13 protein-coding genes and 1 pseudogene are annotated in these 14,135 nt (G+C 68.8%); 5 read left to right on the forward strand and 9 right to left on the reverse strand.

The features are described 5' to 3' along the window. Together D0C15_RS34125 and D0C15_RS14505 are read right to left on the reverse strand one after the other, a co-directional pair. Positions 1-435 (reverse strand): annotated as a pseudogene (locus tag D0C15_RS34125) (hypothetical protein); the annotation flags it as partial. A gap of 38 nt (positions 436-473) precedes the next feature. After that, a complete protein-coding gene (locus D0C15_RS14505) occupies positions 474-1,259 on the reverse strand; it encodes a glutaminyl-peptide cyclotransferase (protein ID WP_425455394.1) in 786 nt (261 codons plus the stop codon). A gap of 329 nt (positions 1,260-1,588) precedes the next feature. Here D0C15_RS14505 and D0C15_RS14510 point away from each other — a divergent pair, with 329 nt between their 5' ends. Further along, positions 1,589-2,401: a DUF3027 domain-containing protein gene (locus D0C15_RS14510; RefSeq protein WP_116045353.1), complete on the forward strand. Its 813-nt coding sequence runs from the start codon at positions 1,589-1,591 to the stop codon at positions 2,399-2,401. Then, positions 2,382-5,285, forward strand: coding sequence for a sacsin N-terminal ATP-binding-like domain-containing protein (locus D0C15_RS14515; protein ID WP_116045355.1), 2,904 nt, complete (start codon positions 2,382-2,384; stop codon positions 5,283-5,285). Before D0C15_RS14510 ends, D0C15_RS14515 begins: the two co-directional genes overlap by 20 nt. Before the next feature lie 23 nt (positions 5,286-5,308). Here the strand turns inward: D0C15_RS14515 and D0C15_RS14520 are convergent, their stop codons facing one another. Beyond that, the gene (locus D0C15_RS14520) at positions 5,309-5,581 is read right to left on the reverse strand and encodes a DUF2530 domain-containing protein (RefSeq protein ID WP_245975796.1); all 273 of its coding nucleotides are present in this window, start codon (positions 5,579-5,581) and stop codon (positions 5,309-5,311) included. 83 nt (positions 5,582-5,664) lie between these two features. On the opposite strand from D0C15_RS14520, the gene D0C15_RS14525 reads away from it, so the two are divergent. Then, positions 5,665-7,122: an NCS2 family permease gene (locus D0C15_RS14525; RefSeq protein WP_116045357.1), complete on the forward strand. Its 1,458-nt coding sequence runs from the start codon at positions 5,665-5,667 to the stop codon at positions 7,120-7,122. A gap of 72 nt (positions 7,123-7,194) precedes the next feature. On the opposite strand, the gene D0C15_RS14530 is transcribed toward D0C15_RS14525, so the two are convergent. Together D0C15_RS14530 and D0C15_RS14535 are read right to left on the reverse strand one after the other, a co-directional pair. Then, positions 7,195-8,097 (reverse strand): CU044_5270 family protein, encoded by a 903-nt coding sequence (locus tag D0C15_RS14530; protein WP_116045358.1) that lies wholly within the window; start codon positions 8,095-8,097, stop codon positions 7,195-7,197. Beyond that, the gene (locus D0C15_RS14535; RefSeq protein WP_116045360.1) at positions 8,090-8,713 is read right to left on the reverse strand and encodes an RNA polymerase sigma factor; all 624 of its coding nucleotides are present in this window, start codon (positions 8,711-8,713) and stop codon (positions 8,090-8,092) included. The genes D0C15_RS14530 and D0C15_RS14535 overlap by 8 nt, the downstream gene beginning before the upstream one ends. A 124-nt stretch (positions 8,714-8,837) precedes the next feature. Between D0C15_RS14535 and D0C15_RS14540 the strand changes: the two genes are divergently transcribed. Both D0C15_RS14540 and D0C15_RS14545 read left to right on the forward strand, forming a co-directional pair. Beyond that, positions 8,838-9,278, forward strand: coding sequence for a MarR family winged helix-turn-helix transcriptional regulator (locus D0C15_RS14540; protein WP_116045362.1), 441 nt, complete (start codon positions 8,838-8,840; stop codon positions 9,276-9,278). Between the two features lie 149 nt (positions 9,279-9,427). Beyond that, positions 9,428-10,681, forward strand: coding sequence for an MFS transporter (locus D0C15_RS14545; RefSeq protein ID WP_116045365.1), 1,254 nt, complete (start codon positions 9,428-9,430; stop codon positions 10,679-10,681). Positions 10,682-10,887: 206 nt separating this feature from the next. Here D0C15_RS14545 and D0C15_RS14550 read toward each other — a convergent pair whose 3' ends face one another. From D0C15_RS14550 to D0C15_RS14565, 4 genes are all read right to left on the reverse strand, one after another. Then, positions 10,888-11,676, reverse strand: coding sequence for an arylamine N-acetyltransferase family protein (locus D0C15_RS14550; protein WP_116045570.1), 789 nt, complete (start codon positions 11,674-11,676; stop codon positions 10,888-10,890). A 106-nt stretch (positions 11,677-11,782) separates the two neighbouring features. Then, a complete protein-coding gene (locus tag D0C15_RS14555; RefSeq protein ID WP_116045367.1) occupies positions 11,783-12,406 on the reverse strand; it encodes a superoxide dismutase in 624 nt (207 codons plus the stop codon). A 267-nt stretch (positions 12,407-12,673) separates the two neighbouring features. Then, positions 12,674-13,360 carry a biliverdin-producing heme oxygenase gene (locus tag D0C15_RS14560; protein WP_116045369.1) on the reverse strand — a complete coding sequence of 229 codons (687 nt, stop codon included), beginning with the start codon at positions 13,358-13,360 and terminating at the stop codon, positions 12,674-12,676. Between the two features lie 83 nt (positions 13,361-13,443). Then, entirely contained in the window at positions 13,444-14,061 is a 618-nt protein-coding gene (locus D0C15_RS14565) for a TetR/AcrR family transcriptional regulator (protein WP_116045371.1), read from the reverse strand. Positions 14,062-14,135: the final 74 nt, after the last annotated feature.

The raw sequence follows: 14,135 nt of genomic DNA on the forward strand, positions 1-14,135 counted from the left end.
CCACCGGACCAGCGGCGGGGGGTAGTCCCTGCGGACCTGCTGCGTCCGCCGCTGGTCCGGTGGCGGGTACGGGCGGGCACCCCGCCGGGGTGCGGGCGGCGGTGTGGGAATGGTGCCGGTGCTCGCGTCGTCCGCGTTCGGGAAGGACCTGCCGCGAGGCGGTGTCTGCGGTGACGGCGGAGTCTGTGGTGGCGGCGGTGTGGCAGGCGACGGCGGTGGCGCGGTCCCTCGAAAAGGCTCGCGATAAGGCGGGGTCCCCTGCTCGCCGCCGGGAGTCTCGTAGAGCCGTGTCTCCCTCGGCGGCGTGGCGGGCCGGGGCACACTACCGCCCGGCTCCGGGGTCCACTTGCGCTTCCCCTTGCGCCCGGCGCGCCGCTTCCCCAGACGGCCGAAACGCCTGCCGTCCGGTTCGGGCTGCGGACCGAAACGCGTCATGATGTCAATCCTGCCGTATCCCCAGCATGGCGCGCCCCTTACCCGTCCGCCGGGACCAGTGTCACGCGGAACATCTTCGGCCACAGCTTCCCGGTCAGCAGGAACTGGTCGCTGCCCGGCACGGCGGCGATGCCGTTGAGTACGTCGGCCGAATCCCGCTCGGCAGCGGTGAGCAGTCCGGACGCGTCGATCTCCGCGGTCACCGAACCATCGGCCGGATCGATCCGCAGGATGCGATCGGAGCGCCACACGTTGGCGTAGATCTGGCCGCCGACGCATTCCAGCTCGTTGAGCTGGTCGTACTCCCGTCCGTCCGCGCGCACCGTGACCGAGCCGAGAACGGCGAAGGTCCGCGGGTCGCGGAACGTCAGCCGGGCCGAACCGTCGCTCATCACCAGCCTGCCTGCCTCCGGCTGATGACACAGTCCCCAGCCCTCACCCTGGTACGGCACCCTGCGTCGTTCGGTGAGCGCCTCCCGGTCCCACTCGATCGCGAGACCGCTCTGCCAGGTCAGCTGCCAGACCCGATCGCCGACGACGGTGATGCCCTCGCCGAACAGGGGTCGCGGGAGTTCCGCGGTGAGTTCGGGCCGCTCGCCGGGAGGGCCCGCGCGCAGAGTGGACCTGCCGACCAGCCCGGTGCCCTCGTAGAGGATGCCGTCGCGCAGCTCGAGCCCCTGGGTGAAGGCCTCGTTGTCGTGGGGCAACTCCTCCTCGACCCGCACCCGTAACTGCTCGACCGACGCCGCTTCCTCCTGGAGCGTGGTGCCGGCGCAACCCGTGGCCACCGCGGCGACCGCGAGCAGGACCGTGATGATGCGCACCTGCTCAGCGTGACACAGTGACCCATTCGATGTTCGGGTGATGCACAGCGGATCGGTTCGCCTGACGTTGGTGTCTGACGGGTATGCGGCCGCCACGAGCCGGACTACGCGGGCTCCGTCCGGCTCCTGTCGTCCGCATTGTGCATAACCCGCACAGTGCCCTCTTCGATGTTCGGGTGATGCACAGCGGATCGGTTCGCCTGACGTTGGTGTCTGACGGGTATGCGGCCGCATTGTGCATAACCCGCACAGTGCCCCCTTCGATGTTCGGGTGATGCACGGCAGCCTGACCCCGCCTTCTCCCGCTACGTACTGCACAATGGGGCCTTATGACGCTCCTGCTCACTCTCGACGACGGCGCGATCCGCGAGAAACTGACCGGCGCGATCGATGTCGCACGTGCGGCCGCGGTATTCGACGCGGGTGCCGAGCAGGTCGGCGCGCACGTGGGCGTGCAACACGAGGACGCCGTTTCGGTCAGTCACCTGTTCGAGGCGATGGTTCCCGGCTACCGAGGCTGGCGGTGGTCCGTCACCCTCGCCACCGCGGACGAGGACGCTCCGGTCACTGTGAGCGAGGTCGTTCTGCAGCCGGGGCCGGAGGCGATCGTCGCGCCGCAGTGGGTGCCGTGGGAGCGCCGGGTCCAGGCCGGTGACCTCGGCGTCGGCGATCTCTTCCCGACCGAGCGGGACGATCCCCGGCTCGTGCCCGCGTACCTCGCCTCCGACGACCCACAGGTGGAGGACGCCGCGCACGAGGTCGGTCTCGGCCGCGTTCGCGTGCTGTCGCGTTACGGCAGGCTGGAGGCCGCCTCCAGGTGGCGCGGCAGCGAGTTCGGGCCCCGTTCGGACATGGCACGCGGAGCCCCCGCGACCTGTGGCACCTGCGGCTTCTTCCTCGCGATCGACGGTTCCCTCCGTGCGGCTTTCGGGGCCTGCGCCAACGACATCTCGCCCGCGGACGGGCATGTCGTGCATGTGGAGTACGGCTGCGGCGCCCACTCCGAGGTCGAGGTGGAGGTCGCTCCGTCGGTGCCGGTCGCCGAACTGGTCTACGACGATTCGCTGCTGGACATGGAGCCTGCCGGGGATGCCGCCACCGCGGCCGAGCGGTCGAGCGCCGGTGAGTCCGTCGGGGACTGAAGCGCCCGCGAGTGAGCCCTTCGGGGCCGCCGAACTGCGAGCCGCCGTACTTCGAGCCTGGCGGGAATCACCGACCAGGTTCACCGAGGACACGAACGCCGAACACGACCTGAAGGTCGGCGGCTACCGTGATCGGCTGTTCGTCGAGCTGGCCCAGAACGCCGCCGATGCTGCCTTCTCCGCAGGGCGGCCCGGCAGCCTTCGGGCGTCCATTGTGGACGGCGAGCTGTGGGTCGCCAACACCGGCTCCCCCCTGGACCCCCCCGGTGTCGCGGCGCTTTCCTCCTTGCGTGCCTCGGCAAAGCGGGGAGACACGGTCGGCCGGTTCGGCGTCGGCTTCGCAGCGGTCCTCACGGTCACGACCGAACCGAGGATCGTCTCCCGTACCGGTGGCGTCGCGTTCTCCGCTACCCGGACCTCGGCCGCTGCCGCCGAAGCGGGAGTCCCCGGCGCAGGCGAGGGCGGTGAGGTGCCCGTGTTGCGCCTGCCTTGGCCGGTGCCCGCCGAAGAGCCCCCTCCGGCCGTCGGCTACGACACCGAGGTGCGGCTACCGCTCCAGGCCGATGTGGACCGGTCAGCTCTGCTCGCCGGTTTCGCCGAAGAGGCCGAGGACCTCCTGCTGGCATTGCCGTGGCTCGCGAGCATCGAGGTGGCGGGTGCGCTCTGGCGGCGAAGTGAACCCGCCTCCGGCCTCGTGGCGATCACCGACCCCGAAGGCGCCGTCCGGCGATGGCTGACTCAGCCACTCGACGGCGGGGGTGGCATGTGGTTCTTGCCGGTCGACGCCGACGAGGCGCCACTGCCGTTGGACGGCGACGTGCTGCGTACACCGACGCCGACCGATGAGCGACTCTCCCTTCCGGCGCGCCTGTTCGCCGACGTCGCGATGGAGCCATCCAGGCGCAGGGTCCTGCCCGGTGAAGCAGTGACCGCGCAGCTGGAGAGAGCCGCTCAGGAGTACCCGCGACTGGCACGCAGAATCGCGCCCGCCGTCCGGATTCAGCTGGTCCCACGAGCCGGTTTCCCACTCTCCGAAGTGGACGAACAACTACGGGAACTGGTTCTGCGCGCGCTGCGGACCCGCCCGTGGCTGCCCTCGGCCGATGAGGTGGCGGACATCGCGGCCGGTAGGGCGCGAGTGCTGGGTATCGATGCGCCCGCCCTCGTCGCGCTGCTCGCCGGAATCGTGCCCGATCTGGTGGCCGCGCCCCTGTGCGGACCGGAAGCGGGCAGGAAACTGGCAACCGTGGGAGCGACCCCGCTCGCCCCTGCGGAGATGGTCGAGGCGGTCAGCGGTCTCGACCGGCCCCTGCTCTGGTGGCGGGAGTTGTACGACGCACTGCTGTCCGCGCTCGACGCCAGGCAGTTGTCCGCCGACGAACTGGGTGCGTTGCCCGTCCCGTTGCTGGACGGGCGTGTGTTGCCGGGGCCGCGTGGCGCACTGTTGCTCGACTCGGGCAGCGGCCTCGCGGAAAAACTGTCCGGTGTGGACATCGTCGGGCTGCGGCTGGTGCATCCTGAGGTGGCGCATCCACTGCTCGAACGCCTCGGCGCCACCAGGGCGGGAATCGCGGACCTGCTGGACGCGCCCGAGTTACGTGATGCCGTGCGGCGCAGCGTCGAGGACGCCCGGTCCGGTGTGGACACCACCGCGCTTGCGGAGACGGTGCTGGGCATCCTGTCCGACGGCGAGATGGCCGGCCTGGATGGGCTCGGCGCGCTCGCTCTTCCCGCCGCGTCCCGCTGGCGGCGCGCCGACGAACTCGTGCTGCCCGAAGCGGACCTGCTGGAGGTGCTGGACCCCGAGGCGCTTGGCGAGGACGCGCCGCTGGACGTACTCGACACCGAGTTCGCGGCGCGCTGGCCCGCGCCGGTGCTGGAGGCGATCGGCGTACTCAGTTCCTTCGCCGTCGTCGCGGACGACGAACCCGTCGAACCGGATCACGATCTGCCGGACGAACAGGACTGGTGGGAGTCGGAAACGGAACCGCCTGCCAGGGTGCTCGCGGTCCGGGATCTCGATCTTGTCGCGGAGGACGCGTGGCCTGCGGCGCTGCGCCTGCTTGCCGGGCGGCCGGAAACCTGGCGGGCGCTCACCGAGCCGCGCGGACACACCGGGTGGTGGGTCGCCAGATACGCGTCGCTGGCCGGGCGACCGCCCCTCGAGTGGCGGCTGCCTTCGGCAACCGCGTTGGCCGGGCTCTACGAGCCGGTGCCCGATCTCGGGATGCGGGACGACGTGCTGCGCGCGATCGGTGTGCGCGGCGAACTGTCGGTGGCCGACACCGACGACGCGGCCGATCTGCTCGACCGGCTCGGTGACCCAGGCCGGTCAATCGGGCAAGGGCTGGCCCTGCGTACGCATGCCGCGCTCCTGAGCGCCGAAATGGCGGTGGACGAGCTCGACCCACCGGAGCTGGTACGCACTCTCGCGGGTTCGGTCGCGAACGCCGCGGACGCCGTGGTGCTGGACGCGCCGTGGCTGCTCGCGGTATGGCCCGCGAACCGGCTCGTCGCGGGCCCGGCTTTCGACCCCCGGCTCGCGGACCTGCTGGATCTGCCGCTGGCCGGCGAGCGGACACGGGCGGCGGTCGAAACGGTGGGCGAGTACGCGCGGTGGGACGAACTCGATGCCGTACGGGCGGTGGCCGAACTGCTGGACCTGCCGTTGCCCGGCGGTGGAGTGCGGATGCACGACCGGCTCTCCGTCGCGCTGGCCGGCGAGTCGCGGGACGTGCCGTGGTGGGTCGATGACCGGGTGCATGCCGAGGACAGCTCGGCGGGTCTCGGCAGGGCCTTCGCCTGGGCCTCGGACCGCTGGGCCGACCGGCTGCTGATCGTGGCGCTGCTCGACGAGCCCGACGCGCCCACCCTGCTCGCCTGAGCGTGCGGGGGAGAACCGCGGAGTCAGAGGCCGCGCTGGGCGCCCCTGGAACCGCGCTTCGCGGCGGAGCGCTGCCAGGCCATCACCGCGAGCCCGAGCAGGCCGAGCGCTCCGCCCGCGAGGGTCGTCCACAGCCACAGTCCGGTGACGCCGGTCAGGAGCAGGACGAGGAAAACCACGAACCACACCGCGGTTCCCGCGACCACAACCGGCCACAGGTCGAGCAGTCGCTTCGGTAGCTCGGGCGGGGGACGAAACCTTCCGGAACCGCCCCTGTCGTTGATCGGTCTGCCCACGTCAGGGAGGCTACCCCTGCCCGCGCGAAGATGACCCGAGACGGGCACCCTCGGTTGCTGGTGACTACACGGAGGCAGGTGACATGGCCGAGCAGAGCACGCGGACCCGACTCGACCGGTTCTTCAAGATCAGTGAACGCGGTTCGAGCACGAGCAGAGAGGTTCGCGGCGGCGTCGTCACATTCGTGACGATGGCCTACATCATCGTGCTGAACCCGCTGATCCTCGGCAGTTTCTCCGCCGACGACACCGGGGCCAAAACGGACGCCTTCGGCGACATCCTTCCGGTGAACCAGGTCGCCGCGGTGACCGCGCTCGTCGCGGGCGTGATGACCATCCTGTTCGGACTGGTCGCCAACTACCCCTTCGCGTTGGCGGCGGGTCTCGGTGTCAACTCGCTCGTCGCGGTCACCATCGCGCCCCAGATGAGCTGGTCGGCCGCGATGGGACTGGTCGTGGTCAACGGCCTGATCGTGCTGCTGCTCGTGGTCACCGGTGTCCGGACGATGGTGTTCAACGCCGTTCCTTCGTACCTGAAGTCCGCCATCGCGGTGGGTATCGGGCTGTTCATCGCCCTGATCGGGCTGGTGGACGCCGGGTTCGTCCGGCGGCTGCCCGACGCGGCCGGCACCACGGTGCCGGTCGGGCTCGGGATCGACGGGAACATCGCGTCCTGGCCGACGGCCGTCTTCGTGGTCGGACTGGTGCTCATGGGCATTCTCGTCGCGAAGAACGTCAAGGGCGCGATCCTGATCGGAGTCCTCGCGGCCACGGTGCTGTCGATCGTGGTGGAGGCCGTCGTCAACGCGGGTCCGTCGGCCGGGGTCAACCCGAAGGGCTGGAATCTCGGTTATCCGGCCCTGCCGGACGATCTGGCCGGGCTGCCCGATCTGTCGTTGCTCGGCCAGGTGTCCTTCGACGCCTGGGTCCAGGTGCCGGCGATCACCGCGGCGCTGCTGGTGTTCACCCTGGTGCTGACGGACTTCTTCGACACGATCGGCACGATGACCGGTCTTGGCAAGGAGGCCGGGTTGATCAAGGAGAAGGGTGAGCTGCCGGGGGTCGGCAGGGCACTGTTCGTCGACGGTGTCGGCGCGGTGGCAGGCGGAGCGGCGTCGGCCAGTTCGAACACCGTGTACGTCGAATCGGCAGCGGGAATCGCCGAGGGCGCCCGCACCGGTCTGGCGAACGTGGTCACCGGCCTGCTGTTCATCGCTGCGATGTTCTTCACCCCGCTGTACGAGATCGTGCCGGTCGAAGCCGCGGCGCCCGCGCTGGTCGTGGTCGGGGCGATGATGATCCGGCAGGTCACCGAGATCGACTTCAGCGACTTCTCCATCGCGCTTCCCGCTTTCCTGACCATCGTCGTGATGCCGTTCACCTACTCGATCGCCAACGGCATCGGGGCCGGATTCGTCAGTTACGTCCTGATCAGGGCGGCCACGGGCAAGGCCCGCGACGTGCACCCGCTGATGTGGGTGGTCGCGGCCGCCTTCGTCGCCTATTTCGCCGTCGGCCCGATCGAGGCAGCACTCGCGTAGTCGCGTCGCTTTCGGAGGGGAAGCGCGGCACCCCCAGCACCGCGCTTTCCCTCCGAAAGTGGGAGAACTCTGTCAGGGGCGCTCACCGACCTTGTCGGTGATGCCCACTCCGACGACGGTGTCTTCGCTCGAACCCAGGTAGGCATAGGTCTCCGGGTCGAACACGAGTACCGGGTGCGAACTCCTGGCGTCATCGTCACCCGTGACCTTGATGCCGATTCCGGAGCGCCCGGTGGCATCCTCCGCGTCCTCGACCGTCGCGATGTCCGGCAGCGTCGCGAAGGCCTCGAACAGTGCCGCGCGGGCCTCCGGTTCGGTGTAGAGGTCGTCCTGCAGCACGAGGAAGTCCTTCACCAGGTACTTCGCCAGTGGCTGCTGGTCCTTCGGCACCGCCTTCGTGTGGTCGACCAGATAGCTGAGCATCGCGTCGGGCTCGGTCGGCAGTCCGGTCCGTACGGCGGGGCTCGCCTCACAGTCCGTCTCCTCGGTCGGCCGACCGGTCGGCTTGGGCACCTGCTGCTTCCCGTCCTGGCATCCGTAGACCGGACTGCTCTCGCCCCCCTCGACGTACTGGCCGTCCCGCGTCCCGTCGACCGATCGCCAGAGTTCATAGCTACGCCCGTCCGGCAGTGCGACCTTCTTGTAGACAAACTGATCCGCCTCCGGTTCGGCGTCGGGCAGAGCCAGTGCCGCTTCCGCGGCCCCGTGCAGGACCTGCGCCGCGGAGGCTTCCGGTGCCTGCCCGCCGAACGGCGCGATGACGACGACGGCCGCCGCTGCGGCGGCGATCCCGATAACACCGCCGAACCCGAGCCGTGCGCCCGTGCCGAACCGGCGCCGGCGCGGACCGGTCGGCTGCTGTGCTCGTGCACCTGCGGTCGCGGCAAGCAGCCGGGCCCGTGCCGGGGCGAGTTCCTCGGGGGTGGCGAGTTCGGTGTTGCCGTTCATCTCCCGGATCAGCTGCATCTCATCCATGGCTGGTCGTCTCCTCGGTGTTCGTGTGTGTCAGGTCTGTCTCGGGGGCGTCCAGCACGAGCCGGACCTTGCGCCGGGCGCGGTTCAGCCGCGATCTGACCGTGCCGACGGGGATGCCGAGCGCATCGGCGACCTCGTCGTAGGCCAGTCCCTCCCAGGCGATGAGCAACAGCACGTCGCGGTCGCCTTCGCTCAACTCGGCCAGCGCCGTCGCCAGCAGCCGCCCCATGGCCTGCGCGGTGACCTGCGCGGCCACCCGGTCGGCGTGGCAGTCCGTCTCCTGCCGCACGGCCGCCATCCCGCGCAGTCGGTACTCGCGCTGCTCCGCCCTGCGGTGTCCACTGACCAGCTTGGTGGCGATGCCGTACAACCAGGGCCGGGCGTCAGGCCGGGTGAGGTCGTATCCGGCGCGTTTGCGGAACGCCGCGAGGAAGGTCTCGGCCACCAGATCGTCGGCGGCCTGCCTGCCGAGTCTGCGCGCGAGATAGCGGTGGATGTGCGGGCTGTGCCGGTCGAAGACGACGGCAAACGCGTCCGGGTCCGCCACCGAGGTGGCGATCATCTCGGCATCGCTACCGTCGGCATCCTCATTGGCCGGGCCGTCTCTGGATGTCATGAACCACCTTCCGTGGTGAGAACGTCGTCACCCGGTTATCCGCACGGGGCCACAAACGGGTTCACCTGCTACTGGTGGCAAGGTTCACCCGGAGGAGACAAAGTTCGTGAGGTATGCTAACTATATGTCCGATTGTGTGCACGAGCGATCGCTGGCTGGCCGGCTCCGATTGTCGGTGGTGCGGCTCAACCGCAGGTTGCGCGCGCAGCGGACGGGCCAGGACGTTTCGCTGACCCAGGTGTCCGCGATGTCGACGCTGCACAAATGTGGGGCGCTCACCCCGGGCCAGCTCGCCACCAAAGAGGGGGTCCAGCCGCCGTCGATGACGAGGGTCATCGCCGCGCTGGAGGAGCTGGGTTACGTCGAGCGAACCCCGCATCCGACCGATGGCAGGCAGGCGATCGTCGCGTTGTCCGAGCGCGGACTGGAGTACGTGCACGCCACGATCTCCGCGCGCGAGGCCTGGCTCGACGAACGACTGGCGGAACTCGACGACGAGGAGCGGGAAGTGCTCTCCCGCGCGGCCGAGATCATCGACCGGATGGCAGAGCAGGGGAACCAGTAACAAGGGGGCAGTAACCAGGGATGCCGGGAACGACGGGTAGCGACGCTCAACTGACCGCGAAGCCGAGCACTATCCGATCGACGGCACCCCCGCTTCCGCCTACCCGGAACTCGCCGCCGCCCGCCGAGGCGCCCAGGCCGCGCTGGGCGATGTTCCAATCGCTGCGCCTGCGCAACTACCGGTTGTTCTTCTCCGGCCAGATCGTGTCCAACATCGGCACGTGGATGCAGCGCATCGCGCAGGACTGGCTGGTGTTCACCCTCAGTGGCAACGATCCGCTCGCGCTCGGCATCGCGATCGCGCTGCAGTTCACCCCGACCCTGCTGCTCTCGCTCTGGGCGGGCGTGCTGGCGGACCGGGTGGACAAGCGCAAGCTGCTGATCGGCATCCAGATCGGCGTGGCGACGCAGGCGCTGGTGCTGGGGCTGCTCGACGTCACTGGACTGGTCACGCTGTGGCAGGTCTACCTGCTGTGCTTCGCCCTCGGTTGCCTCTCCGCGCTGGAGGTACCGACCAGACAGTCGTTCATCGCGGAGATGGTCGGCCGGGAGCAGGTCGCCAGCGCCGTCGCACTCAACTCGTCGGTCTTCAACATGGCCCGGATCATCGGACCTGCCATAGCCGGTTTCACGATCACCTGGGTCGGCACGGGCTGGCTGTTCCTGGCCAACTCCGTCAGCACGGTGGCGGTACTCGCCGGGCTTGCGCTGATGGATCCGGACCAGCTCTTTCGCAGCAGTGCCGGTGTGGGGCGGGCCAAGGGCCAGTTGCGTGAGGGGTTGCGTTACGTGCGCAATCGCTCGGACCTGATCACGCTGATGGTGCTGGTGTTCTTCGTCAGCACCTTCGGGATCACCTTCTTCACCTCGCTGGCGATCGTGGCGGGCAACGTCTTCGGCACCGAAGCCGACGGCTACGGGATGCTGTCCACTCTGCTGGCCGTCGGCACCTTCACCGGTGCGCTGATGTCGGTACGCAGGGGATCGCGGGGCAGGCCGCGGGTACGGCTGTTGCTGATCTCGGCGTTCCTGCTGGGGGCGCTGGAGTTCGGGACCGCGTTCATGCCCACGTACCTGACGTTCGGGTTGGCGCTGATCCCACTGGGTTTCGCGACCATCACCTTCCTGAACACGGCGAACGCGCTCGTGCAGACAGCCGTCAGCCCGGAGATGCGCGGCCGCGTCATGGGCCTGTACGTGCTGGTGCTGATCGGCGGCAACCCGGTGGGTGGCCCGATGACCGGCTGGCTGGCCGACACTTTCGGCGGGCGGGCGCCCTTCTACGTCGGCGGCGCCGTTTCGGCGCTGGCCGCGGTGGTCTGCGCGATCGTGTTCATCCGTCGTGGTGGCGTCACGTTGCCAAGGCCCTCCCGCGGCCAGTTCCGCATCCTCACCCGCCGCTGACCACCCGTCCCCTCGCACTTTCCCGGGAAAGTGCGACGTTCGGCCTGGCCCGGATGGGTGAGTGGAGTACTTCTCGCCGCCGAGGGGCTTGCGAGGGCTATGAGGTTAGGCTAACCTCATACTTGTCCGCTTCGTGGTGGGAGCGGCAGTCAGTTCGGGAACGGGCGAGGCCCCGCAGCCGGGAAACCCCGGAGGCGGGGCCTCGTTCATGCGGTACTCGGCGCGACGTTCACCTGACGGCCGCCCAGCGAAGGTACCCGCTCCAGCTCGACGCCGAAACGTTCGCGGTAGACGGCTGCGATCTCCGGCTCCGGCAGGATTCGCTCCTGGCGCTCGCCGTGCACTGTTTCGATCAGCCGGTCGCCGGAGAGCGTGATCCTGCCGGTGCTCGTCGGCAGCGAGCAGGTCAGGCCCTGGGTGAAGTGCGAGTCCGGTGACGTCGACTGCCACCAGCAGGTCGGGATGAAGTCGGCCAGTTCACGCGCCCTGAGTTCCAGCAGGTAGACGGGTTTACCGTCCCGGCATACCCGCACCTCGCCGCCTGGCTGGTCGAGCAACAGGAACTCGCCATCGGGGTCCGGCTGGACGTCCGGGGCGAACAGGCGCAATGGTTGCCGGGAGAAGGCGCCGAATCCGACGTCGACGAGCCAGGAGTCGTCGAGGTCCACCCGCAGCGCGACGTGGTCGAACGGCGGCCCGAGCCGGCCGTCCGGCAGGTGGACACGGGCGGCGAGCAGGCTCACCTCGAAGCCGAGTTCACGTAACAGGATCGCGAAGAGGCCGTTGAGCTCGTAACAGAAGCCGCCGCGCCGGCGTCGCACGATCTTGTCCTCCAGCGCGCCGGGGTCGAGCAAGATCGGTTCGCCGAGGTGCACGCTCAGGTTCTCGAACGGGACGGTGGCCAGGTGGGCCACCTGCAGCGCGCGCAGGGCGCCGAGGTCCGCCGCCACCGGATGCCCGGCACCGATCCTGGCCAGGTATGCCGATGTGTCCATGTCGATCATCTTGCTACCTCAGGTGAACTCGAGGTCAAACCCGTGACACGAAAACGGGGCCCTCCCTCCGCTGCTGGAGGTAGGGCCCCGGTTCGTCAGCGGCCGCTCAGGAGAGCAGCAGGCCGTTCCCGCCCGACTTGGCGTTCTCGAAGCGCTTGCTGATCTCGTCCCAGTTGAAGACGTTCCACAGCGCCTTGACGTAGTCCGGCTTGACGTTCTTGTAGTCCAGGTAGAACGCGTGCTCCCAGACGTCCACCAGCAGGATCGGCTGCGTCGGCAGGATCAGGTTGTTGTGGTGGTCGCGCAGCTGCTGGGTGATCAGCGTCTTACCGATCGGGTCCCAGGACAGTGCACCCCAGCCGTTGCCCTGGATCGTGGTGCACACCGCGGTGAACTGGGCCTTGAACTTGTCGAAGGAGCCGAAGCTCTCGTCGATCGCGGCGGCCAGTTCGCCGGTCGGCTTGTCGCCACCGTTGGGCGACAGGATCTTCCACCAGACGACGTGGTTCGCGTGCCCGGCCAGGTTGAAGGCCAGGGTGGTCTCGAGACCGACGATGTTGCCGAAGTCTCCGGCCTCGCGCGCGGCGGCCAGCTTCTCCATCGTGTCGTTCGCGCCCTTGACGTAGGTCGCGTGGTGCTTGCTGTGGTGCAGTTCGTTGATCTCGCCGGAAATGTGCGGGGCGAGGTCGCCGTAGTCGTAGTCGAGTTCCGGAAGTTCGTACAGGGCCATTAGCCCTCCTTCGTATGTCTGCGTGTCGACGCGTGTGCTGTGGCGTCTCAGCGCGCGAGGCGCCGCGACGCGAACCTCTGCCGTAGTCAAACCTAGTAGCCGCGCATCGGGCGGGCGAACCGGGGAGATGTTTCGTCGTGCCGAAATCCCCCTTGTGGACGTCCGTAAAACGCGCCGTACAAGGTCCACTCTGCAACCTCTACTTTGGTAGAGGTCAATCACGATGTAGCAGGAGACACAGTGCGGCGCCGCCGGTCGGCGGTGGGCTCAGGCGCGAAAGGGCTCGATCCGCTCGGCGAGATCGCCGAGGACGGCGATGTTCAGCTCGAATGCGATCAGCGTCTCGTCCACGATGCGTACGCGTTCGGCCGCGGTCCAGTCCGCGCGGTCGAGCAGGCCGCGGTAGTGCTTACGGAAGGCGTGCGGGTTGTCGATTCCGCTGAAGTCGTAGAACGCCGCCCCTGCTCCGGTGATCCCGTACGTGCGGTTCAGCAGGGAGCGCACGACCTGACCGCCCGCGAGATCACCGAGGTAGCGCGTGTAGTGGTGGGCGACGAATCCGCCCGCCCAGCCGTCCGTCACCGTCCGGATCCGCTCCGCGTACTCGATGGTGGCCGGAACGGGATCGATCTTCGCGCGCCATTGCGGTCCGAGCAGGAACTCGAGGTCGACGGCCAAGGCCGGCATCCGGCGCAGTTCGTCGATCACGAACGGCGCACCGATGGTGTCGGTGGCCATCCGGTCGGACGCGGCTTCCAGCGCTTCGTAGATCAGGTGGTACTGCGCGGCGAGCTGGGCGTAGCCCGCCAGTGTGAGCGAGCCGCCGAGCAGTGCGTCCATATAGGCCGAGTGATGCGCCTTGTCGTGCAGCCGCTTGGTCGACTCACGCAGGGTCTGGGAGAACGGGACGCTCTCCACCGCGATGTCCGGGGCGGTCACCGTGGATGCGGCCATGAGACGTCCTCCCTCGCTGGTTCGTGCCTCGGAACGAGATGACACCTTGTCAGAAAGAGCGTAGGGCAGATCGCGTACTTAGGCTAGCCTAAATCGACCTTGGCGGCCGGAATTGCTCCGATCGCGCGAAGGACGAACCGCACGGCGGTCTCGATCGTGGTCTCCAGCCGTTCCGCGGGAACGTCGACGACCTGCCTGCTCCCGAGTGCCGCGGTGATCAGTCCCAGCAATACGTCCGGTTCCTCCTCGGTGAGCAGCTTCTCCCTCGCGCATTCGTCGAGGATCTCCCGCAACTGCTCGGTGATCGGATCGGCGTGTGCGGCCACCCTGCGGTACGCGGCGGGGTCGAGCGTCGCGTCGAGCGACCCGCCGGGTGGCAGGTGGTACTCGGCGAGGACGCGCAACTGCAACCTGACGAAGGTGGCCAGCTTCGCCACCGGGTCCGGTTCGGCGGCCACGGCCGTACGTAGCCGCTGCACGTAGTTCGCCGCCTCCTCCTCCACGAAGGCGACGAGCAGGTGCTGCTTGTCGGGGAAGTGGTTGTACATCGCCGATCGCCCGACCTGCGCCTCGGCCGCGACTCCGGAAAGGGTTACGGCATCGAACCCACGTTCGTACAACTGCCTGCGCAGCGCGTCGAACACCCGTGTGCGGACCTGCTCCCGATGCTCGGCGAGCGAGCCACCGATGATCTTGGGCACTGCTCACCTCCTCGCCTGCCCCCATCATGCACCACCAGGCGTTGCCCAGTTCCGCTGCTTGTCGCCCGCCGCCG

It is taken from the genome of Amycolatopsis palatopharyngis (assembly GCF_003385185.1).
Lineage (GTDB): Bacteria > Actinomycetota > Actinomycetes > Mycobacteriales > Pseudonocardiaceae > Amycolatopsis > Amycolatopsis palatopharyngis.

What these genes read in the sequence shown, in the direction of transcription:
- D0C15_RS14535 (WP_116045360.1), bottom strand. Translation starts at nt 8,713, where the DNA reads ATGACATCCAGAGACGGCCCGGCCAATGAGGATGCCGACGGTAGCGAT.
- D0C15_RS14560 (WP_116045369.1), bottom strand. Translation starts at nt 13,360, where the DNA reads ATGGCCGCATCCACGGTGACCGCCCCGGACATCGCGGTGGAGAGCGTC.
- D0C15_RS14545 (WP_116045365.1), top strand. Translation starts at nt 9,428, where the DNA reads ATGTTCCAATCGCTGCGCCTGCGCAACTACCGGTTGTTCTTCTCCGGC.
- D0C15_RS14510 (WP_116045353.1), top strand. Translation starts at nt 1,589, where the DNA reads ATGACGCTCCTGCTCACTCTCGACGACGGCGCGATCCGCGAGAAACTG.
- D0C15_RS14550 (WP_116045570.1), bottom strand. Translation starts at nt 11,676, where the DNA reads ATGGACACATCGGCATACCTGGCCAGGATCGGTGCCGGGCATCCGGTG.
- D0C15_RS14555 (WP_116045367.1), bottom strand. Translation starts at nt 12,406, where the DNA reads ATGGCCCTGTACGAACTTCCGGAACTCGACTACGACTACGGCGACCTC.
- D0C15_RS14525 (WP_116045357.1), top strand. Translation starts at nt 5,665, where the DNA reads ATGGCCGAGCAGAGCACGCGGACCCGACTCGACCGGTTCTTCAAGATC.
- D0C15_RS14530 (WP_116045358.1), bottom strand. Translation starts at nt 8,097, where the DNA reads ATGGATGAGATGCAGCTGATCCGGGAGATGAACGGCAACACCGAACTC.
- D0C15_RS14540 (WP_116045362.1), top strand. Translation starts at nt 8,838, where the DNA reads ATGTCCGATTGTGTGCACGAGCGATCGCTGGCTGGCCGGCTCCGATTG.